Genomic DNA, 20067 nt, shown 5'->3' on the forward strand with positions numbered 1-20067 from the left:
CCCTCCGTGTCGACGCCCAAGATCGTGCTGTTCTACGTGTTCACGCCGCTTCCGGACCCCGAGGCGGTCCGGCTGTGGCAGCACACCCTGGCGTCCGCACACGGGCTCACCGGCCGGATCATCGTCTCCCCGCACGGCATCAACGCGACGGTGGGCGGCGACGTCCGCGCGGTCAAGAAGTACGTCCGCGGCACTCGTGAGTACGCGCCGTTCGCGGCCGCGGACGTGAAGTGGTCGGACGGCCGCGGCGACGACTTCCCCAAGCTCAGCGTCCGGGTGCGTCCAGAGATCGTGACCTTCGGAGTACCGGACGAACTCCACGTGACCGCGGACGGCGTCGTGGGAGGTGGCCGGCACCTCGCACCCGAGGAGGTGCACGACCTGGTGGCCGAGCGGGGGGACGACGTCGTCTTCCTCGACGGCCGCAATGCCTTCGAGGCCGCGATCGGACGTTTCGACGGCGCTGTGGTTCCGGACGTCGAGAACACGCGAGAGTTCCTGGCGCAGTTGGATTCCGGGGTGTTCGACCATCTGAAGTCGAAGCCCGTCGTCACCTACTGCACCGGGGGCGTGCGATGTGAGGTGTTGTCCTCCTTGATGCGCTCGCGCGGCTTCGAGGAGGTCTACCAGCTGGACGGCGGCATCGTGCGGTACGGCGAGCGGTACGGGGACGACGGGCTCTGGTCCGGGTCGCTGTACGTGTTCGATCAGCGCGGCACCGTCTCGTTCTCCGACCAACCGGCCGTCATCGGAACCTGTTCACGCTGCGATGTTCCCACCTCGCGGTACCTCGACACGGACGACGGCCACGGTCGTGGGTTGGCTCTGGTCTGCACCGAGTGCGTCCCCACGTGACCGTGCCGTTGCCGTTCCGGGACGGGCTCGCACCGCTGCGGCATCGGTTGCCCCACGGCGAGCATCCGGCGACCACGCTCGAATATCTGGAGAGCGTGCTGCCCGGCGACGCGTGGCGGGCGACGATGGCGGCGGGGGAGGTGGTCGACGAGCGCGGCCGCCCGTACAGCGAGGACACGGCCTATCGCGCCGGTGCCGTCGTGCACTTCCACCGGATCCCGGAGCCCGAGGTGCCGGTTCCCTTCGAGATGGAGATCCTGCACGTCGACGACGCGATCGTCGTCGTCGACAAGCCCCACTTCCTCGCGACCATCCCGCGCGGGCGTCACATCACCGAGACCGCGACGGTGCGGCTGCGGCGGCTCTTCGACGAGCCGGACATCACGCCGGCCCATCGGCTCGACCGCGCCACCGCGGGAGTCCTGATGTTCACCAGAGCAGCCCAATTCCGTCGGGCGTACCAGGACCTCTTCGTCGACGGGAGCGTGGACAAGGAGTACGAGGCCGTCGCCGGATTCGACCCCGGCCTCACCTTCCCGCGCAGTGTCGAAAGCCGGATCGTCAAGGAACACGGCGTCATGACCGCGCACGAGGAACCGGGTGAGCCGAACAGCGAGACACGGGTGGAGATCATCGAGAGGGTGGGCGACGCGGCGCGCTACCGGCTCTTCCCTCGCACGGGCAAGACGCATCAGCTGCGCCTGCATCTCTCCTCGCTCGGCATCCCGATCCACGGCGACCCGTACTACCCGACGTTCACGTCCGTGGCGCCCGACGACTTCTCGACACCCCTGCAGTTGCTCGCGCGCCGGTTGAGCTTCACCGATCCGCTCACCGGCGACCCCCGCACCTTCCGCTCACGGCGAGAACTCCGGCTCGTCTGATTCCGGCCGGCCTCCGGCCTTCCCGCTTTCCGACCCCGGCCGGCCTCCGGCCTTCCCGCTACATGAGCCCGTTGGGGTCGTCCACCTCGACGTCGTGGCCGTCGCCGCGCAGTCGCTCGATCAGCTCACCGAGCAGCCGCACCGCAGCTCCGTTGACCGCTCGGGCGGGCTCGAGCTCGAAGCCGATGCGTGTCGGCTCGTCCGGAAGGTCTGCCAGGACGCGGCTCATGATGTTCTCCGCGCCGGCGAACCGGATGTCGCCCTGCAGCTCGTACACCGTGCGGCCGTCCTCCTCACGGGCCCGGCGCACCGCGGAGTGACCGGACGGGGCGATGTCCATCATGTGCAGATCCATGTCCCGCGACAGTCGCTCGAACACCTCGACCCCGCGCACGCTGTTGCCCCGGTCGTCGAGTCGTGGGGAGTGGACGGCGATCCCGAGCTGACCGGGCAGCACCCCGATGATCGCGCCGGACACACCGCTCTTCGCGGGAATGCCGACGTTCGCGATCCAGTCGCCCGTGCCGTCGTACATCCCGCACGTGGTCATGGTCGAGAGCACCTGTCGCACGACGGCGGACGTCGCCACCCGCTCGCCGCTCTCGGGATGAACACCGCCGTTCGCCATCGTCGCGGCGAGCATCGCGAGATCGGGTGTGGTGACGTCGATGCTGCACTGCCTGGCGTACCCGGTGACGACCTCGTGTGCATCGCACTCGAGGACCTTCACCGAGGCGAGCATGTGGGCGAGCGCCAGGTTCCGGTCGCTCGACTCCATCTCGGCGTCGAACACGTCGTCGTCGATCGAGAGGTCGCGGCCGACGAACGCGGAGTGCAGCGCGAGCGTCCGGTCGACGCGATGCTCGACGTCACGCCCCTCGACCAACGAGTGTGCCGCGATGGCACCGGCATTGATGAGCGCGTTGCGCGGGCGGCCGGTGTCGCGTTCGAGCGAGATCTCGTTGAACGCGTCGCCCGACGGCTCGACGTCGATCTTGCGGTGCACGGCGTCGAGCCCACGGTCGGCCAGCGCGAGGGCGTAGGTGAGTGCCTTGGAGATGGACTGGATCGAGAAGGACGAGTCCACGTCGCCGGCGCAGTAGACCGTGCCCTCGACGGTGACGACGGCGACCGAGAACACGTCGGGGTCGGCTTCCGAGAGGATGCGGTCGCCCGTGAGGACCTCGCCGCCGTCCGAGTTCCGGCAGTCGCGCAGCACGGCCTCCAGGTAGTCGGTGATCGGTGACGTCACCGTGGCAGCCACTCGACGTGCGCGCGCCGGAGGATGTCGTCGGGAGTGACGGCGTGCAGTGCGTCCAGGTAGGCGACCGCGAACGAGCCGGGCGCGGTGGCGGTCTCGGCCGCGATGTCGGCGGCGACCGTCGCGTGCGTGTGGGCCGCGATCGTCGCGACTCCGTGGTCGTCGACGGCGGCGCAGTACGCGGCGACGAGAGCTCCGAGCGAACACCCGGTTCCGGTCACCTTCGTCATGAGGACGCTGCCGCCGTGCACCGTCGCGAGTCCGCCCTCGTGGGCGATGTGGTCGATCGCCCCACTCGCGGACACCGCTGTCGAGTAGGCGAGCAGGCCACGTGCGGCGTCGACAGCGTCCGCCGGATCGTCCGAGCTGTCCACGCCGCGTCCGGACCCGTTCCGCTCGTCGGTGTCGAGTCCGGTCAGGCGGTGGAGACCGATGATCTCGGACGCGTTTCCCCGCACGGCTGCGGGTCGGTGCTCGAGAAGGTCGCGGGCGAGTGCGCCGCGCCACGGCAGTCCACCGGCAGCGATGGGGTCCAGCACCCACGGGGTGCCCGCAGCCGCGGCGGCCGCCGCGGTGGCCAGGTACACCTCACGCAGCTGCGGCTGGGGCGTGCCGAGGTTGATCAGCACCGCGTCGGCCACCCCGGCGAACAGCGCCGCCTCGTCCTCGTTGTCCACCATGGCCGCACTGGCACCGGCGGCGAGGAGCACGTTCGCGGTGAAACCCGCTGTGACGTAATTGGTCACGGCGTGGACGAGGGGCGCGCGGTCACGCAGCGCGACGAGCGCGTCGGCCACGGAGGTCGTCGGGTCGGTCATGAGACGGGTATACCCGCTCGGTGCTTCGCGTCACCTCACGCGGTACCGGTGGCGCATGGTCCCCGGTGTGTTGTAGCCTTATCGCAGCTGACAGGTCGTAGTTTTTGTGTGTTCGTGTTCATGCACGCTCGCTGGGAACTTGTAGTTGCGAGCGTGTGCGTTTTTCTGAGGAAACTCGGAGTTCGTCACGTTCAGTGCCGGCCCGGGTTTCACACGGTGTGAAACTCGAAGTATCAGCTGTAGGGAGCAACACCATGACTCAGGGCACCGTCAAGTGGTTCAACGCCGAAAAGGGCTTCGGCTTCATCGCTCAGGAAGATGGACCTGACGTGTTCGTCCACTTCTCCGAGATCCAGGGCACCGGCTTCAAGAGCCTCGAAGAGAACCAGCGCGTCGAGTTCGAGGTCACCTCGGGCGCCAAGGGTCCTCAGGCGAGCGGCGTTCGCGCGATCTGATTTCGGAGTAACCCACCGAAACTTCACACTGGGGCCGGACACCGACAGGTGTCCGGCCCCAGTGGCATGTCCGGGGGTGGGTCGCACACAGGTTTTCGGGCGGACGCTCGGCGCTCGTCCGACGCTCGGGTTAATGTTCCATCACAGCCACGAGCGAAACGGAGCACACCCGTGCCGAACACCCTTTCCAGAGCAACACTCTCCACCGTCGCAGTCGCGAGCGCGTTCACCCTGGTCACCGCCTGTGGGTCAGCGCCGGAAGACAGCGCGAGCGGCGGATCCGACTCGGGTGACTTCACCCCGTGCATGGTCTCCGACTCCGGCGGCTTCGACGACAAGTCCTTCAACCAGCTGAGCTACGAGGGCCTGCAGACCGCGGCCGGCGAACTGAACGTCGAGCCGATCACGGTGCAGTCGAACTCCCCGACGGACTACACGCCCAACCTGAACAACCTCGTCGATCAGGGCTGCGGACTGGTGGTCACGGTCGGTTTCGCGCTCGCGGACGCCACCAAGGAAGCCGCGGAGCAGAACACCGACGTCAACTTCGCCATCGTCGACGACTCGTCCATCGAACTGGACAACGTCAAGCCGCTGACCTACGACACGGCGCAGTCCGCGTTCCTCGCCGGCTACGCCGCAGCGAGCTACAGCAAGACCAACACTGTCGGTACCTTCGGCGGATCGCAGTTCCCCACCGTCACCATCTTCATGGACGGCTTCGCCGACGGTGTGAAGTACTTCAACGAGCAGAAGAACCGCGACGTGCGCGTCATCGGTTGGGACGTCGACGCCCAGAACGGCTCCTTCACAGGTGGATTCGAGGCAAACGAGGTCGCGAAGAACACCGCGCAGGGCCTCATCGACCAGAACGCCGACGTCATCTTCCCGGTCGGTGGTCCGATCTACCAGTCCGCTGCCCAGGCCATCCGCGACGCGAATCGTCCGATCGCGCTGATCGGCGCCGACGCCGACGTGTACGTCTCCGACCCGTCGGTGTCCGACCTGGTGCTCACGTCGGTGACCAAGGGCCTCGCCACCAGTACCGAGGAAGTGGTCAAGGCGGTCGGCGACGGCTCCTTCGACAACACCCCGTACGTCGGCACGCTCGAGAACGACGGTGTCGGCATCGCGCCGTTTCACGATTTCGAGTCGCAGGTCGATCCGGCTCTGCAGGGTGAACTCGACACGATCCGCGCGGGCATCATCGACGGATCGATCACGGTCACGTCGCCCTCGTCGCCCAACTGACGATGGCGTCGAACGACACCGCGTCCACGCTCGACAGCAGCCCCGCGCACGACCTGCCGAAGCTCGAACTCCGGGGCATCACCAAGCGTTTCGGTTCCCTGGTCGCCAACGACCACATCGATCTGACCGTCGAGGCGGGGGAGATCCACTGCCTGCTCGGTGAGAACGGTGCCGGGAAGTCGACGCTGATGAACGTCCTCAGCGGCCTGTACCGGGCGGAGGAGGGCGAGATCCTCATCGACGGGGAGCGGCGCACCTTCGCCGGCCCCGGCGAGGCGATGACCGCCGGGATCGGCATGGTGCACCAGCACTTCATGTTGATCCCGGTGTTCACCGTCGCCGAGAACATCATCCTGGGCAACGAGAAGACGACGTTCGGCGGTCGCCTCGATCTCGACGCGGCTCGTGCGCTGGTACGGGAGGTGTCGGCCCGCTTCGGATTCGACGTGGATCCGGACGCGACAGTGGGCGATCTCCCGGTCGGCGTGCAGCAGCGCGTCGAGATCATCAAGGCGCTCTCCCGCGAGGCCGACATCCTGGTCTTCGACGAGCCGACGGCGGTCCTCACCCCGCAGGAGACCGACGAGCTGATGACGATCATGCGTCAGCTCGCCGAGGCGGGAACGGCCATCGTCTTCATCACGCACAAGCTGCGTGAGGTGCGCGTGGTCGCCGATCGCATCACCGTCGTCCGCCTCGGGAAGGTCGTCGGCCAGGCCGAGCCGACCGCCACCGACGGCGAACTGGCGTCCCTCATGGTCGGTCGCGACGTGCAGTTGCGCGTCGCCAAGGACCCGGCGCAGCTGGGGGATGCCGCGCTGGTCGTGTCGAACCTGACGGTTCCGGGTGCTGCCGGCCCGGTGGTGAACGACGTGTCCTTCGAGGTGCGCGCCGGCGAGATCCTGGCGATCGCGGGCGTGCAGGGCAACGGTCAGACGGAGCTCGCCGAAGCACTGCTGGGTCTGCATCCGGCGATGACCGGTCAGATCACGCTCGACGGTGCCTCGCTGGTCGGTCGCGACGTGAAATCCGTGCTCGACGCCGGTGTGGGTTTCGTTCCCGAGGACCGCACCGAGGACGGACTCGTCGGCGAGTTCACCATCGCCGAGAACCTCATGCTCGACCGGTCGCACGGCGGGCCGTTCTCCGCTCGTGGCAGCATCGTGCGGTCCTTCCTCCGGTCGTTCGCGTCGGAGAAGGTGTCGGAGTTCGACATCCGCACGCCGAGCATCGACACGGCCGTCGGCAGACTCTCGGGCGGTAACCAGCAGAAGGTCGTGCTCGCACGGGAACTCGGGCGCGATCTGCGCCTGCTCATCGCGTCGCAACCCACGCGCGGAATCGACGTGGGATCCATCGAATTCGTGCACAAGCGCATCGTCGCGACGCGGGACGCGGGCACCCCCGTCATCGTGATCTCGTCCGAACTGGACGAGGTGTCGGCGCTGGCCGACCGCATCGCGGTGATGTACCGAGGCACCATCGTCGGCATCGTGTCCGGCGACGCCTCACGAGAAGAGTTGGGACTGCTCATGGCCGGAGGCCACTCCACCGACGCGAACACCGAGGGAGCCGCGTGACCGCGACGGACACCGCGACGCCGCCGTCCACGTCCGAGTCGGTGCTGCGCAAGATCGCCAGTGGCAGTGTGCTGCTGTCCCTGCTGTCGGTCCTGATGGCGTTCGTCGTCGGCGCGATTCTCATCGCCGTCACCGATCCGCAGGTGCGTGAGACGGCGGGCTACTTCTTCTCACGCCCCACGGACATGCTCTCCGCGATCTGGGACTCGGTCTGGGGCGCCTACTCGGCGCTCTTCCAGGGCAGTGTCTACAACTTCCGACGGCCTCGGTTCGCGGACGGTATCCGTCCGCTCACCGAGACCCTCACCTTCGCCACCCCGCTGATCGCCGCGGGTCTCGGTGTCGCGCTGGCGTTCCGGGTCGGCATGTTCAACATCGGCGGCCGCGGCCAGATGCTGATCGCCGCCGCGTGTGCCGGCTACGTCGGGTTCACCTTCGACCTGCCGCCCTACGTGCACCTCATCGTCGCGATCCTGGCCGGTGTCGTCGGCGGCGCGCTGTGGGGCGGCATCGCCGGACTGCTGCGAGCGCGGACCGGCGCGCACGAGGTGATCGTGACGATCATGCTCAACTACGTCGCGTTCTACCTGATCTCGTACCTGCTGCGCACTCCCGGCGCGCTGCAGGCACCCGGCTCCAACAACCCCAAGACGCCCGCGATGATGGACGACGCGATCCTGCCGTCGCTGTTCGGATCGAAGTACTCGCTGCACTGGGGCTTCGTCCTCGTCATCGCCGTGACCGCAGCTGTGTGGTGGTTGCTCGAGAGGTCGAGCGTCGGCTTCCGGTTCCGCGTCGTGGGGGAGAACGCCTCCGCGGCCCGCGTGGCCGGCATCAAGGTCGAGCGCGTGTACATCTACGCGATGGTCCTGTCGGGTGCCCTGGTCGGGCTCGCTGGTGTCGCACAGGTGCTCGGTACCGTCACCACGGGTTTCTCCGCTGACATCGACGCCGGCATCGGATTCGACGCCATCACGGTGGCACTGCTGGGGCGCTCGCGTCCGTGGGGTGTGTTCGCCGCCGGCATCCTGTTCGGAGCCTTCAAGGCGGGCGGCTTCGCGATGCAGGCCGCGGAGTCGATCCCCATCGACATCGTGCTCGTCGTCCAGTCGGTCATCGTCCTGTTCATCGCCGCGCCGCCCCTGGTGCGAGCGGTGTTCCGACTACCCGAACCTCGAGCGAAAGGGGTGAGCTGATGAGCACACTCGCCACGGCTCCTCCTGACGCCGGGTCCCGTCCCGCCGCCTCCTGGAAGCTTCCCGTCGTCCTGGGTGTCGTCACCGTCGTCGCGCTGCTGGCCTTCGGGCTGCGGGGCGACAGCGGCACCAGCACGTTCTCCCTGGCCAGTGACAGCGACTTCGTCAGGTTGCCGGACGTGGGGCTGCCCGCGCGCGCAACGTGCATCGCGCTCGTGATCCTGCTCGCCGCCCTCACGCTGGTCAGTGCGGTTCGCACCCGGGCGGGGCAGCGCACACCGGCGGCGGTCACCGCGGTGTTCGCCGTCGCGTTCGTCCTGCTGTTCCTCACGTGGTCCGCGGTGGGCGAGACCATTCCCGTGCCGGGGCTGCTCCTCGGAACCGTCGCCCTCAGCACGCCGCTGATCTTCGGTGCGCTCGGCGGCGTCGTCTCCGAGCGCGTCGGCATCATCAACATCGCCATCGAGGGCCAGCTCCTCGGCGGCGCGTTCGTCAGCGCGGTGGTCGCGACGCTCACCGGGTCGCCGTACGTCGGTCTCGCCGCGGCACTCGTCGCAGGAGCCTTGGTGGGCAGCGTCCTCGCGGTGTTCTCCATCCGGTACTTCGTCAACCAGGTCATCGTCGGCGTGGTGCTCAACGTGCTCGTCGTCGGGCTCACCAGCTTCCTGTACTCCAAGTTGCTGGTCCCCAGCGCCGCGACACTGAACACGCCGCCGCGCTTCCCCCGCATCGAGATTCCGCTGCTCTCGCAGATCCCGATCATCGGTCCGGTGCTGTTCCGGCAGACGGTCATCGAGTACGTCATGTACATCGCTGTGGCGGCCGTGTTCGTCGGCCTCTTCCGTACGCGGTGGGGCCTGCGGTTGCGCGCGGTCGGTGAGCATCCGCGCGCCGCGGATTCCGTGGGTATCGACGTCGCCCGCACCCGCTTCTGGAACGTCTGCCTCGCGGGCGCCATCGCCGGCATGGGCGGCGCGTACTTCACCCTGGGGTCGGTCGGTGCGTTCGGCAAGGAGATGACCGCCGGTGCCGGCTACATCGCCCTCGCCGCCGTGATCTTCGGACGCTGGGATCCCGTCCGTGCGACGTTGGCGGCCCTGCTGTTCGGATTCGCGTCCAACCTGCAGAACGTGCTGGGCATCATCGGCTCGCCGGTACCCAGCGAGTTCATGTTGATGCTGCCCTACGTGGTCACCATCCTGGCGGTCGCCGGGCTCGTCGGAAAGGTGCGTGGTCCCGCCGCGGCGGGCAGACCGTATCCCTGATCGGCGTCCGATGTTTGTCGGGCGCCGACAGCAGGGAACCCCTCTCCGTGGACGGTCGTACGGCCGCCCGTGCTCGAAGAAGGGACACCCGGAACTCATGTCACGCATCGCAGTCGTCGGCGGCCACGGCAAGATCGCCCTGAAGCTCGCGAAGATTCTGACCGAGAGTGGGCACCAGGTCACCTCGCTGATCCGCAATCCCGATCAGACCGCCGACATCGAGAAGACCGGCGCCACCGCCGTCGTCGCGGACGTCGAGGCGCAGACCACCCAGGAGATCGCCGGAACCGTGACCGGCCACGACGCCGTCGTCTTCGCTGCCGGCGCCGGGGGTGGCGATGCCGACCGCACGTACGCCGTGGACCGCGACGCCGCCATCCGCTGCATCGACGCTGCGTCCGCATCGGGCGTCCCGCGGTTCGTGCTGGTATCGTACTTCGGTGCCGGACCGGATCACGGTGTCTCCCCGGACGACTCCTTCTACGCGTACGCCGAGGCGAAGGCCGAGGCCGATCAGCACCTGAAGAACAGCGACCTGTCCTGGACCATCGTCGCGCCGTCCGGCCTCACCGACGACGCCGGCACCGGCTCCATCACCACCAAGGAGCAGGGAGCGACGGGCGCCTCGGTCAGTCGCGACGACGTGGCCGCAGTGATCGCCACCGTGCTCGACACCCCGTCCACCGCCGGCCGCATGATCGAGTTCGACCAGGGCGAGACGCCCATCGCCGACGCGCTGAGCTGACTCCCGGTCGGAACGGTCACCGGGTGAGAAGCTGGCCCGGTGACCGTTCGACTCTTCGCCACCGATCTCGACGGGACGCTGTTGCGCTCCGACCGGACCATCTCCGCGCGCACCGCTGACGCCATGGCGGCAGCGCGAGACGCGGGGATCGACGTGGTGTGGGCCACCGCCCGTGCGCGGCACTCCGTGCACGAGTTCGCCGAGCAGAGCGGTTTCCGCGGAATTGCGGTGTGCGCCAACGGCGCCGTCCTCATCGATCTCGCCGACGGGACACCCGTGATCACCCAGACGGTGGGGATGGACGTCGCCGTCGGTCAGGCCGCGGTCGACCGGGTGCGCGCCCTCGTACCGGGAACCGTGGTCGCCGCGGTCGGACCCACCTCGTTCGTCGCGGAGACGGGCTACGCCGCGTTGTGCGTGTTCTCCGACCATCACCGCGACCCGTCCACCATGGACACTGTCGTGGGTGGTGATTTCCCGTCCGACAGCGACCGGCCTCCGGCCTTCCCGTGGTTGCGGGAGGACATGGTGAAGATCGTCGCCCGCCACGCCACCGTGCCGAGCGTGGATCTCTACCGCGCGTTGCTCGCCGGCGGTGTCGACGATGTCTCGGTCACCCATTCCGGCGCGCCCTACGTGGAGATCGCCGCGCGCGGAGTGTCCAAGGCGACCGCTCTGGCGGCGCTGTGCGAGCGCCGCGGTATCGCTCGGCGGGAGGTCGCGGCCGCCGGAGACGCACGCAACGATCTGGAGATGCTCGCGTGGGCCGGCACCGCGATCTGTCCGTCCAATGCCATCCCCGAGGTGCAGGCTCTCGTCGATCGGGTGGTCGCCAGCAACGACGCCGACGGCATCGCGGAGTACCTCGAGGAGTTGGCGCACCCCCGCGTCGGTCAGGGTTAGGCTACCCTCAGCTGCATGAGCGACGCAGCGACCAGCGAGCAGACCAAGGGCTGGCAGGGCACGGTCCTCAAACTGATGGGCGGCTCGGACGTACTGCTCACCGTTCTCGCGGCGAAGGACGTCACCCCGCACTACCGTCGGCTGACGGTCTCCGCGGGTGGACTGTTCACGCGTAAGCCCGTGCATCCCACGATGTGGTTGCGCCTGTGGTTTCCCACCGACGACGGCAGTGCCTCGCTGCACCACCGTGCCTACACGGTCGTGAACCCGGACCCCGAGAACGACCGCTTCGACCTCGAGTTCGCGCTGCACGACGGTCCGGCCGCGCACTGGGCACGACGCGCCGCCCCCGGCGACACCCTCGAGGCGACCTTCCAGGGCTCGAAGTACGCAGTACCGGACCCCCTTCCCGCCGGGTACCTCATCGCGGGAGACAGCGCGGCACTTCCCGCGGTGAACTCGTTGCTGGCCGCACTGCCCGACGATCTTTCCGTCACTCTGTGGCTCGAGACCGTGCACGACAGCGACGACGCGCTCCCGCTCGCGGCGACGAGCGCCACGCAGATCCATCGAGTACGACGGCGTGACGACGGTGCCTCGATGGTGGAGGCCGTCTCGGCCGCAGCGTTCGACGCGTCCCGCCACGCCGCGTGGGTCGCGTGCGACACGGTCACGACGCGCTCGATCTCGTCGATCCTGAAGTCCGACTACCGCGTTCCGCGCAGGTCGGTCAAAGCTCAGGGGTACTGGATTCCCTGAGCGTCACGCACGACGGGGGCTGTCAGGGACGACCGTGATACGTCTTCGCCGCGGTGGTGGACAGCAGGGCCACGATGACGAACCCCATCAGGCCGTTGACGATCGCGGAGCCGAACGCAGCGGTGATCGCTCCCGCGGCGAGGAACGGCAGCACGATGATCGCGACGACCACCAGTCCGGCGATCCAGCTGAAGAACGTGTTCGGTGACGGCACCGCCTGGAACAGCAGGAGCATGAACGCTCCGGCGAGGATCGCGGCGAGGGCGCCGTACACACCGGCGATCCAGGGATCCTCCAGTCCGTACATCCAGAACACGCTGGTTCCGGTGCGGTTGTAGACGGCCTGGACGATCGCCGTGGCCACCCATCCTGCGATGAACGTGGTGATGGCGGTGGCGACGACTCCGCCGATGAACGGGCCGACGTCGAACTTCAGTCCGGACGATGCGGGCTTCTGCGGCGCGTAGCGCTGACCACCGGGCTCGGCGTAGGGCTCCTGCCGACCGTAGGCCCGAGTGCGGTCGTCGTAGCCGTAGTTGCCGACGTCGCGGTTGTCGGAGTCGCGCGGGTAGCGATCGCTCATCTGCCCAGTCCTCTCGATCGGCCGCGCACGCGTCAGCGCCGCAGCGTTCAATGGCCCAACCCTAGCTGCGTGTACCCGTCACCGGTGGTACCGCACCGGCCCGTCGGATCTCGTCGTCGAGCGCCGCCGCGATGGTCTGGGCCGTGGCGGGCAGCACCGCCACCACGTCGGTCGCGTGCACCAGGTAGCGCCCGTCACCGAGCGCGTCGATCCACCGTCTGCCTGCGATCGCCTCGAGCGGGCCGTCGCCGCCGTGTCCCACGACGATCTCACCGAGCCCCTCCCGTGGCCCGTCGAGGATGTGGATCACGCGATCGCGGTCGGTGTCGCCACGCGAATCGTGCAGGTGGGACGACGGAGCGCGGACCACGTCGTCGCGGGACACGGACGACGGCGTCACCCGTCCCGCGCGGCGGTGGGGCAGCGCCGCCGTGAGGGTGTGGGTCATGCGCTCCGGTGGTACGGCGTGGACGTGGACCGTGCCGCCGGTGTCGGAGGTCGGTCCCGGGTCCTGGACCACCACGACGGCGAGCGGGAAGGCCGGAGGCCGGTCGGAATGGGGCGGGAAGGCCGGAGGCCGGTCGGAATGGAGCGGGATCGCGGAGTACGAGGTTGCGGCTCGGATGCGCACGCGTCGATCGCCCGACTCCACCCCGCAGGCGGTGACCTGGAGTCCGGGTCCGCCGAGCAGGGACGCGGCGGCCAGCAGCGATCGGTCGCCGAGGCGGCGGCGGGCGGCCTCGCGTTCCGCACGCAGATCCGCGGCTGTGCGGACGCGCGTGGTCCAGGAGAAGGGGAACGGCACTCGATCGCGGCCGATCCGGTCGAGAAGTACGGCGAACTCGAGTGACGTGAGGTGCCACGAGGCGACCCCCGTGGGAGCCGCTCGAACGATCACCCGATCACCGGGGGAGCGACGAGTGGGAGCTCCCCGACCAGGCGGTCGCCGTTGTCCGCCGTGACCAGGTACCCCGCCGTGGTGTGGTCGCCGTCCTGGTCTCCACCGGCGCGGCTCCCCGGCATCATCGCGCCCGGTCCGTAGGCCGCCGCGCGGGTGCCCGCGCCGGAACCGCCCGCGCCGGCTGAGGTCGCGCTCTGCAGGACGGGGCCGGTGGTACCGCCCGAGGGGCCGCGCCCGGACGAGGATCCCGGACCGAGTGTCCGCGCGCCCGACCCACCGGATCCCGCCGACGACCGCTGCCCTGCCGTCCCGTACCCGGCGGGGGTCGAGCCGCGCCCGAAGCCCGCGGGTGAAGTCAGGGCAGGCCGGGATCCCGACGGGCCGACCGGTGCCGTGCTCACGGGTGCGACACCCGACGGCGGAGCTGCGCCGTTCGGGGTGCTGCTCGTGCCTGCTCCCGCGGAGTTCTGGGCGGCGGCCGCAGGCTGTGGCCCTGCGACGGGCGTCGAGTCGCCGACCGACGCCGCCGTGGTCGGTGCGGGAGTCGCCGCGAGCGACGAGAGTGCCGTCGAACCGAGCGATGCGGCATCGACACCTCCGCGCATGCCACCGGAGGCCGAGGACGAGGAACCCGACGCGGACCCGCTCGCCGGTTCTCCCGGCGGCGTGAGCACCGGCACGCCGTGATCGGCTCGGACGGCGGTGGGGACGTAGGTGCCGTTCATGACCGCCACGGCCTCGGCGCGCCGCTCCTCCTCCTCGGCCATCATCGCGGTGATCGACCCGGCGGCGCCGACGGGTCCGAGAAACGCGGCCGTCATCGCGGTGCGCGCCCAGTCCGACGGCGTGAACGACTGTGGGGCGGGCATGGTGGCGCGGGTGAGCGCGAACCCGTCGCGGGACTGCTCGAGCTTGCCCGCGACGATGTCCATGAGGTCGAGGGTGCGCAGCGACTCGGTGCGGTACGTCGTGATCGCGGCGAGTGCGGAGTCGGCCGTGGCGCCCTGCCAGTCGGTCCCGAGCACAGCGCCGAGGTCGTTCCACAGGGTCCACACCAGTGCGGTCGCCCGGGTGTGGGCCTCGCGCCACATCGCGGCACCGGAATCGAGGAGCTCCGGCGTGAGTTCGGTGGTGTGCGCGAACATCTCGGGGTGCGACATGCCGTCGAACGCCTCCGGGACCACGACGCTCGCGCCGCTCGCCGTGTCGCCCACCCTGGACCTGTCGACGGCCTCGCGGGCGACCCGGACGGCGTCGTCGGCGTGGAACTCCGCCGTCAGTCGTGCCGCGGACTCCGCCGCGTCGCTGTCGTGTCCCGTCGCGAAGTCGACCATCTCCGACGCCGCGTCCGAGATCGTCTCGCCCGCGGCACCGATCACCCCCGTGATGTCGAACCCCATGTTCGTGTCCTCCCCGACCGCGGTGCCACGATCCCCGTGACATTCGACGCGCGGACCGGCCGCACGGTTCCGCGTACGGTTGACGCGTCTCTCCCACGCGCGGCGATGCTCCTCGAGAGATCGCCGACGCTCCCGACACCGAAGGAACGTGCACCATGTCGGACCACTCAGTGCCGGGCGAGGTTCGCGAGAGCACTCCGTCCGGCGGGCCGCCCGTGGGCCGGCTCGCCGTCGTGACAGTCGTTCTCGCGATCCTGTTCGGGACGCCGCTGTGGACTCTCGCGTTCACCGGCGCGGACTGGCCGATCGCCGCGAGGATCATCGCGACGGTGGTCGCGGTCGGTGCTGCCGCCGCACTCGTGGTCGGCATGGCGAAGGGGCACGGCCGGGCACACTCCGACCGGTGGGCGCGCATCGGGGACACCCTGCTCGGACTGGTGTGGATCGCGTTCGTGTGGTCGATCATCGGGCTCGTCGTACGGCTCGGGCTCGGCGTCGTCGGGGTCGACGATCCGCTGCGATCGCGCATCGTCGCCGGCGCCGTGCTGGCCGTCATCGTCGCGTTGGCGGTGTGGGGACGACGCGAGGCGATGCGGCTGCCGCGCACGAAGCACGTGACGGTGACGCTCGATCGACTCGGCGCCGGACTCGACGGGCTCCGCGTCGTCCTGGTGACGGACACGCACTACGGTCCGATCGAACGGTCCGTCTGGTCCTCCGACGTCGTGGCGGAGATCAATCGCCAGGACGCCGACATCGTCTGTCACGTGGGTGATCTCGCCGACGGGTCGGTGGAGCGTCGACGCGAGCAGGTGGCGCCCCTGGAACGAGTGCACGCGAAGTCGGCGCGCGTCTACGTGACGGGCAACCACGAGTACTTCGGCGAGGCCCAGGAGTGGCTCGACCACATGACGTCACTGGGTTGGGACTCGTTGCACAACAGGCACATCACCGTCATGCGCGGTGGTGACAGGCTCGTCGTCGCCGGGGTGGACGACAGGACCGCGCGCGGGTCGGGCGAGGTGGGTCACGGCGCGGATCTGACCGCCGCGCTGGCGGACGCGGAACCGTCGCTGCCGATCTTCCTGCTGGCGCATCAGCCGAAGCAGATCGACGCGGCAGTGGCGGCGGGAGTGGATCTGCAGGTCTCCGGGCACACACACGGCGGGCAGATCTGGCCGTTCGGATTGCTCGTCCGACTCGATCAACCGGTCGTCCACGGCCTCAGCCGACACGGCGCCCGCACGCAGCTCTACACGAGCCGGGGCACGGGGTTCTGGGGTCCACCGTTCCGTGTCTTCGCACCGAGCGAGATCACCGTGCTGACGTTGCGGTCGAGCTCTCTGGTGTGACAGTCGCGGCGGCGCCGACGCCGGCCACCGCGTCCGCCCAGTGCCCGGAGCGGACCAGGGCAAGGGTGAGGAGGAGCCGGTCGTCCGGCGCGGTGATGGATCGGCCGGTCAGTTCCTCGACCTGATGAAGCCGATAGATCACCGTGTTCCGGTGGCAGTACAGCAGTTTGGCGGCGTTGGTGGGTGAACCGTCGGTGGCGAGGACGTGCGCCAGAGTTCGGAGCAGTACCTCCCGCTGCGCGGGCGGGTGTCCGTTCAGCGACCCGAGTGCGTGGGACACGACCAGATCCGAGATCTCGTCGTCGGCAGACATGACGATGTGGGGCAGTCGGTCCGTGGCCACCGCGGCAGGAGTGTCGCCGGCGCCGATGGTGGCCGCCGTGCGCGCGGCAGCTCGGTACGCGGCGGCGAAGGTCACGAGTCCGTCCGTCGACGCGGCGATGCCCACCGGTCCGACCGCGCGTGCGGCGAGAGCCTCCGCCACCGAGCCGAGGTCCGCCTTGGCCGGGCACACGACGCCGAACTGAACCCCGTCGCGAATGTGCCAGTGCGACAGTGATGTCACGCCGTCGACGGCGTCCTCCGGTGAGGTCAGGGGTGGGTCACCTCGCTCGGACAGCGGGCCCACCACGCACGCGATCCGATGCTGTGCGGTGAGCCCCAGTGTGTTCCGCGCATCGACGACGAACGCGGGATCGGCTCCGCGCCCGTCGCGCAAGCCGTCGAGAACGGCGAGGATCTTCGTGACGTCGCGCTGCTGCATCCGTGCGGTCTCACGCCGGTACGAGTCGACGAGAATCGTGTTCTGCGCATCGAGTGCGTGCCACAACCGTTGGCCGGCGACGAGAAGCAGTCGCGGCTCGAGCAGCCCGGGATTCGCGCCGCGAGCGTTGACGAGTTCCTCCCACAACGTTCGACTACCGAGGGTGTACGCCTTGAGCACGAGTTCCATGGGGATGCCCTGGCGCGCGCGTTCGCGACCCGTGCGCCGCCACACCTCGGTGTTGTCCTCGCTACCGTGCTGCGTGCCGCTGAGCTTGCGCAGCCCCAGACGGATGTGTTCCCGCGTGCTGCGACGGACCACGGCCGTGATGTCGGAGCCGGCCTGGAGATAGTCGGGGTCCTGCTCGAACAGGGCCAACGTGATGGAGTCGGCGATGGCGTCCGCCTCCGGGATCAGCGTCGCCCACGCGCGTTGGATCGCGGCTCGTTCCTCCGCCGACAGCCGTCCGCGGACAGGATGCAGCCCCGATCCACGGCCGATCGACGGCGACGCCATGCGCGCATTTTTGCGCACAGCGCCCGACGGTTCGAGCGGTTTGACCGAAATTGGTGCCCACGGCATGACCCTTTTCGTGCGCGGAGACCATATCGCCGACTGTGCGGAGTGACCATAGTGAGTGCCACCGAGATGTGAGGTGGGCCACTGTGTCAACGATCGAGACCATGACCGAGTCCGTGTTCGAGCTGTCGTCCGTCACCGTGTCGTTCGGCGGCATCGTCGCCCTGTCGGACGTCGGACTCGATGTCCGACGAGGCGAGGTCGTCGGAGTCATCGGACCCAACGGGGCGGGCAAGACGACACTGTTCAACGTGGCGTGCGGCCTCGTCGCGCCGCAGTCGGGCACCGTGACCCGGAACGGCCGGGTGGTACGCCGGCTGAAGCCGACCGCGCTGGCGGCGCTCGGTATGAGCCGCACACTGCAGGGCCTCGGGCTGTTCGACCGGATGACCGTGGTGGAGAACGTCATGGTCGGTGCGGACCATCTCGCCCGGACCTCGATCGTCGCCGGGCTGCTCGGACTCGCTCGGAGCGGGGCCGACACCGCCGCGATCCGCGACCGGGCTCTGGCCACGTTGTCCGAACTCCGCATCGACGAGTACGCCGACCGGTACCCGCCCAGCCTGCCGTACGCGGTGCGCAAACGCGTAGCGCTCGCACGGGCGCTGGTGGGGGAGCCGACGTTGCTGCTTCTCGACGAGCCGGCGTCGGGTCTGTCCAACGCCGAGATGGACGAGCTGGGTGAGCTGGTCCGCGGACTCACCTCGCGAATGTCGATCCTCCTGGTCGAGCACCACATGGATCTGGTCATGAGTGTCTGTGATCGGTTGGTGGTCCTGGACTTCGGGAAGGTCATCGCGCGCGGGACACCCGACACGGTGCGCGAGGATCCCGCTGTGCTCGCCGCCTACCTGGGGGACGAGGTGGACCGTGATGCGTGACGTCGTGCGGGACGAGGCGACCCGCGACGCCCTGACCGTGTCCGATCTGACGGTGCGGTACGGCGCCGTCACCGCGCTCGACTCCGTGTCGCTGCGGGTGCCCCGCGGCGCGGTCACCGCGGTGCTCGGGGCCAACGGTGCCGGCAAGACGACCCTGCTCCGGACGATCTCGGCGCTGCACCCGCCGGTGGCCGGCCACATCCGGATGGGCGAGGTCGACCTCGTCGGAGCGAGTCCGGAGTCGATGTCACGGCGTGGACTGTCGCACGTGCCCGAGGGCCGCGGGGTCATCGTCGAACTCACCGTGGAGGAGAACCTGCGGCTGGGGGCGTTGGGCCGCAACAGGTCCGCGGCCGCGGTGGGGATCGACCGCGTGCTGTCCATGTTCCCGGCTCTCGCGGAGCGTCGGGCGTCGACCGCGCACACGCTGTCGGGCGGTGAGCGTCAGATGCTGGTGATCGGGCGCGCACTCATGGCGACCCCCACGATCCTGCTGCTCGACGAACCGTCGCTCGGGCTCGCTCCCCGCGTGGTGGCGCAGATCTTCCAGACGCTGCGTGACTCGGTCGACTCGGACGGCCTCACCGTCGTGCTGGTCGAGCAGAACGCCCGCAGCGCGCTGTCCATCGCCGAACACGCCGTCGTGCTGTCCCTGGGGACGGTGGCGCGGGAGGGTCCGGCGGCCGACCTCGTCGGCGACGAGGAACTCCGCCACGCCTACCTCGGCTTCTGACCACCCTCACGAAAGGACGACAGAGTGCAACAACTGCTCACCATCGTCATCAACGGAGTGACCAACGGGATGGTCTATGCCGCATTCGCTCTGGCACTCGTGCTGATCTGGCGCTCGACGCGCATCGTGAACTTCGCGCAGGCGCCGATGGCGATGATCACCACGTACGTGGCGCTCGTCGTGGTCGATGCCGGCTACTCCTACTGGGTCGGCTTCGCCGCCGCGCTCGTGTCCGGCCTCGTGCTCGGCGCGCTGATCGAGCGACTGATCATCCGGTACGTCGACAGCGGGTCGCACATCAATCCGGTGATCCTCACCCTCGGTCTCTTCATCGTGATCCACGCGGTGGCGGCACTGGTGTTCGGCAACCAGTTCCGGTCCTTTCCCGCTCCGTTCGGTCTCGACGGTCGGCGCATCGGGTCCGTGGACGTGGCGCTGACGGGCAACGACATCTACAAGGTCGTCGCGGTGCTGGTGGTGCTCGCCGCGCTGGTCGCGCTGTTCCGGTTCACCGATCTCGGACTCACGATGCGCGCCAGTGCTTTCAGCCAGGAGGTGTCGCGCCTGCTGGGAGTGCGCGTGGGCCGCATGCTCACGCTGGGATGGGCGTTGGCCGCGGTGGTCGGGTCGGTCGCGGGTCTGCTCATCGCCGGCGGGTCGCTGGTGCACCCCGGTTACATGGACTCCGTCGTGGTGTTCGGATTCGTGGCCGCCGTGCTCGGCGGTCTCGACAGCCCGGTGGGCGCCGTGGTGGGCGGACTGCTGATGGGCGTCGGGCTCAGTGCGGTCAGTGGCTACATCGGGCAGGACCTCGTGTCCTTCGCGGCGCTGGTCATCCTCATCGCGGTGTTGTTGTTGCGTCCCAACGGATTGTTCGCTGCCGCGGCAGCGAGGAGGGTCTGA

At 69.1% G+C, this 20067-nt stretch carries 20 protein-coding genes; 14 read left to right on the forward strand and 6 right to left on the reverse strand.

The window, feature by feature from the left end; all coding sequences use genetic code 11:
• The first annotated feature begins 6 nt into the window (after positions 1-6).
• Both HQ312_RS17025 and HQ312_RS17030 read left to right on the forward strand, forming a co-directional pair.
• Positions 7-855, forward strand: a complete 849-nt coding sequence (locus HQ312_RS17025; protein WP_222639461.1) for a rhodanese-related sulfurtransferase — start codon at positions 7-9, stop codon at positions 853-855.
• Positions 852-1739: a pseudouridine synthase gene (locus HQ312_RS17030; RefSeq protein WP_222639463.1), complete on the forward strand. Its 888-nt coding sequence runs from the start codon at positions 852-854 to the stop codon at positions 1737-1739. The genes HQ312_RS17025 and HQ312_RS17030 overlap by 4 nt, the downstream gene beginning before the upstream one ends.
• A gap of 58 nt (positions 1740-1797) precedes the next feature.
• Here the strand turns inward: HQ312_RS17030 and glsA are convergent, their stop codons facing one another.
• Together glsA and thiM are read right to left on the reverse strand one after the other, a co-directional pair.
• Positions 1798-2991 (reverse strand): glutaminase A, encoded by a 1194-nt coding sequence (glsA, locus tag HQ312_RS17035; RefSeq protein WP_222639464.1) that lies wholly within the window; start codon positions 2989-2991, stop codon positions 1798-1800.
• Complete coding sequence (gene thiM / locus HQ312_RS17040) at positions 2988-3818, reverse strand: hydroxyethylthiazole kinase (protein ID WP_222630550.1); 831 nt, start codon at positions 3816-3818, stop codon at positions 2988-2990. Before thiM ends, glsA begins: the two co-directional genes overlap by 4 nt.
• Before the next feature lie 254 nt (positions 3819-4072).
• Here thiM and HQ312_RS17045 point away from each other — a divergent pair, with 254 nt between their 5' ends.
• The 8 genes from HQ312_RS17045 (at position 4073) to HQ312_RS17080 (ending at position 11972) form a co-directional block, all read left to right on the forward strand.
• The gene (locus HQ312_RS17045; protein WP_027504730.1) at positions 4073-4273 is read left to right on the forward strand and encodes a cold-shock protein; all 201 of its coding nucleotides are present in this window, start codon (positions 4073-4075) and stop codon (positions 4271-4273) included.
• 306 nt (positions 4274-4579) lie between these two features.
• A complete protein-coding gene (locus HQ312_RS17050) occupies positions 4580-5524 on the forward strand; it encodes a BMP family protein (protein WP_231476226.1) in 945 nt (314 codons plus the stop codon).
• Between the two features lie 2 nt (positions 5525-5526).
• Complete coding sequence (locus HQ312_RS17055; protein WP_222639467.1) at positions 5527-7104, forward strand: ABC transporter ATP-binding protein; 1578 nt, start codon at positions 5527-5529, stop codon at positions 7102-7104.
• Complete coding sequence (locus tag HQ312_RS17060) at positions 7101-8300, forward strand: ABC transporter permease (RefSeq protein WP_231476227.1); 1200 nt, start codon at positions 7101-7103, stop codon at positions 8298-8300. The genes HQ312_RS17055 and HQ312_RS17060 overlap by 4 nt, the downstream gene beginning before the upstream one ends.
• Positions 8300-9565 carry an ABC transporter permease gene (locus HQ312_RS17065; RefSeq protein WP_222639469.1) on the forward strand — a complete coding sequence of 422 codons (1266 nt, stop codon included), beginning with the start codon at positions 8300-8302 and terminating at the stop codon, positions 9563-9565. Before HQ312_RS17060 ends, HQ312_RS17065 begins: the two co-directional genes overlap by 1 nt.
• 97 nt (positions 9566-9662) lie before the next feature.
• A complete protein-coding gene (locus tag HQ312_RS17070; RefSeq protein ID WP_027504733.1) occupies positions 9663-10310 on the forward strand; it encodes an SDR family oxidoreductase in 648 nt (215 codons plus the stop codon).
• A gap of 39 nt (positions 10311-10349) precedes the next feature.
• The gene (locus HQ312_RS17075; RefSeq protein ID WP_308123920.1) at positions 10350-11213 is read left to right on the forward strand and encodes an HAD hydrolase family protein; all 864 of its coding nucleotides are present in this window, start codon (positions 10350-10352) and stop codon (positions 11211-11213) included.
• A gap of 15 nt (positions 11214-11228) precedes the next feature.
• The gene (locus tag HQ312_RS17080; protein ID WP_222639472.1) at positions 11229-11972 is read left to right on the forward strand and encodes a siderophore-interacting protein; all 744 of its coding nucleotides are present in this window, start codon (positions 11229-11231) and stop codon (positions 11970-11972) included.
• Between the two features lie 22 nt (positions 11973-11994).
• On the opposite strand, the gene HQ312_RS17085 is transcribed toward HQ312_RS17080, so the two are convergent.
• The 3 genes from HQ312_RS17085 to HQ312_RS17095 form a co-directional block, all read right to left on the reverse strand.
• A complete protein-coding gene (locus HQ312_RS17085) occupies positions 11995-12555 on the reverse strand; it encodes a hypothetical protein (RefSeq protein WP_051613116.1) in 561 nt (186 codons plus the stop codon).
• A 61-nt stretch (positions 12556-12616) separates the two neighbouring features.
• Positions 12617-13453: an ESX secretion-associated protein EspG gene (locus HQ312_RS17090; protein WP_222639474.1), complete on the reverse strand. Its 837-nt coding sequence runs from the start codon at positions 13451-13453 to the stop codon at positions 12617-12619.
• Complete coding sequence (locus HQ312_RS17095) at positions 13450-14856, reverse strand: WXG100 family type VII secretion target (protein WP_222639476.1); 1407 nt, start codon at positions 14854-14856, stop codon at positions 13450-13452. Before HQ312_RS17095 ends, HQ312_RS17090 begins: the two co-directional genes overlap by 4 nt.
• Positions 14857-15011: 155 nt before the next feature.
• Between HQ312_RS17095 and HQ312_RS17100 the strand changes: the two genes are divergently transcribed.
• The gene (locus HQ312_RS17100; RefSeq protein ID WP_222630557.1) at positions 15012-16208 is read left to right on the forward strand and encodes a metallophosphoesterase; all 1197 of its coding nucleotides are present in this window, start codon (positions 15012-15014) and stop codon (positions 16206-16208) included.
• On the opposite strand, the gene HQ312_RS17105 is transcribed toward HQ312_RS17100, so the two are convergent.
• The gene (locus HQ312_RS17105; protein ID WP_222639479.1) at positions 16171-17487 is read right to left on the reverse strand and encodes a helix-turn-helix domain-containing protein; all 1317 of its coding nucleotides are present in this window, start codon (positions 17485-17487) and stop codon (positions 16171-16173) included. The genes HQ312_RS17100 and HQ312_RS17105 overlap by 38 nt on opposite strands.
• Before the next feature lie 167 nt (positions 17488-17654).
• Here HQ312_RS17105 and HQ312_RS17110 point away from each other — a divergent pair, with 167 nt between their 5' ends.
• Genes HQ312_RS17110 through HQ312_RS17120 form a run of 3 tightly spaced genes read left to right on the forward strand, consistent with a single transcriptional unit; the run spans position 17655 to position 20067 of the window.
• Complete coding sequence (locus HQ312_RS17110; protein ID WP_261775734.1) at positions 17655-18431, forward strand: ABC transporter ATP-binding protein; 777 nt, start codon at positions 17655-17657, stop codon at positions 18429-18431.
• On the forward strand, positions 18424-19164 hold the full coding sequence (locus HQ312_RS17115; RefSeq protein WP_037184775.1) for an ABC transporter ATP-binding protein: 741 nt from the start codon (positions 18424-18426) through the stop codon (positions 19162-19164). Before HQ312_RS17110 ends, HQ312_RS17115 begins: the two co-directional genes overlap by 8 nt.
• A gap of 24 nt (positions 19165-19188) precedes the next feature.
• Positions 19189-20067, forward strand: a complete 879-nt coding sequence (locus HQ312_RS17120) for a branched-chain amino acid ABC transporter permease (protein ID WP_222639481.1) — start codon at positions 19189-19191, stop codon at positions 20065-20067.

It is taken from the genome of Rhodococcus sp. BP-316 (assembly GCF_019836105.1).
In the GTDB taxonomy this organism is placed as follows: Bacteria; Actinomycetota; Actinomycetes; order Mycobacteriales; family Mycobacteriaceae; genus Rhodococcoides.

What these genes read in the sequence shown, in the direction of transcription:
- thiM (WP_222630550.1), bottom strand. Translation starts at nt 3,818, where the DNA reads ATGACCGACCCGACGACCTCCGTGGCCGACGCGCTCGTCGCGCTGCGT.
- HQ312_RS17045 (WP_027504730.1), top strand. Translation starts at nt 4,073, where the DNA reads ATGACTCAGGGCACCGTCAAGTGGTTCAACGCCGAAAAGGGCTTCGGC.
- HQ312_RS17050 (WP_231476226.1), top strand. Translation starts at nt 4,580, where the DNA reads ATGGTCTCCGACTCCGGCGGCTTCGACGACAAGTCCTTCAACCAGCTG.
- HQ312_RS17055 (WP_222639467.1), top strand. Translation starts at nt 5,527, where the DNA reads ATGGCGTCGAACGACACCGCGTCCACGCTCGACAGCAGCCCCGCGCAC.
- HQ312_RS17065 (WP_222639469.1), top strand. Translation starts at nt 8,300, where the DNA reads ATGAGCACACTCGCCACGGCTCCTCCTGACGCCGGGTCCCGTCCCGCC.
- HQ312_RS17070 (WP_027504733.1), top strand. Translation starts at nt 9,663, where the DNA reads ATGTCACGCATCGCAGTCGTCGGCGGCCACGGCAAGATCGCCCTGAAG.
- HQ312_RS17080 (WP_222639472.1), top strand. Translation starts at nt 11,229, where the DNA reads ATGAGCGACGCAGCGACCAGCGAGCAGACCAAGGGCTGGCAGGGCACG.
- HQ312_RS17085 (WP_051613116.1), bottom strand. Translation starts at nt 12,555, where the DNA reads ATGAGCGATCGCTACCCGCGCGACTCCGACAACCGCGACGTCGGCAAC.
- HQ312_RS17095 (WP_222639476.1), bottom strand. Translation starts at nt 14,856, where the DNA reads ATGGGGTTCGACATCACGGGGGTGATCGGTGCCGCGGGCGAGACGATC.
- HQ312_RS17100 (WP_222630557.1), top strand. Translation starts at nt 15,012, where the DNA reads ATGTCGGACCACTCAGTGCCGGGCGAGGTTCGCGAGAGCACTCCGTCC.
- HQ312_RS17105 (WP_222639479.1), bottom strand. Translation starts at nt 17,487, where the DNA reads ATGGCGTCGCCGTCGATCGGCCGTGGATCGGGGCTGCATCCTGTCCGC.
- HQ312_RS17110 (WP_261775734.1), top strand. Translation starts at nt 17,655, where the DNA reads ATGACCGAGTCCGTGTTCGAGCTGTCGTCCGTCACCGTGTCGTTCGGC.
- HQ312_RS17115 (WP_037184775.1), top strand. Translation starts at nt 18,424, where the DNA reads ATGCGTGACGTCGTGCGGGACGAGGCGACCCGCGACGCCCTGACCGTG.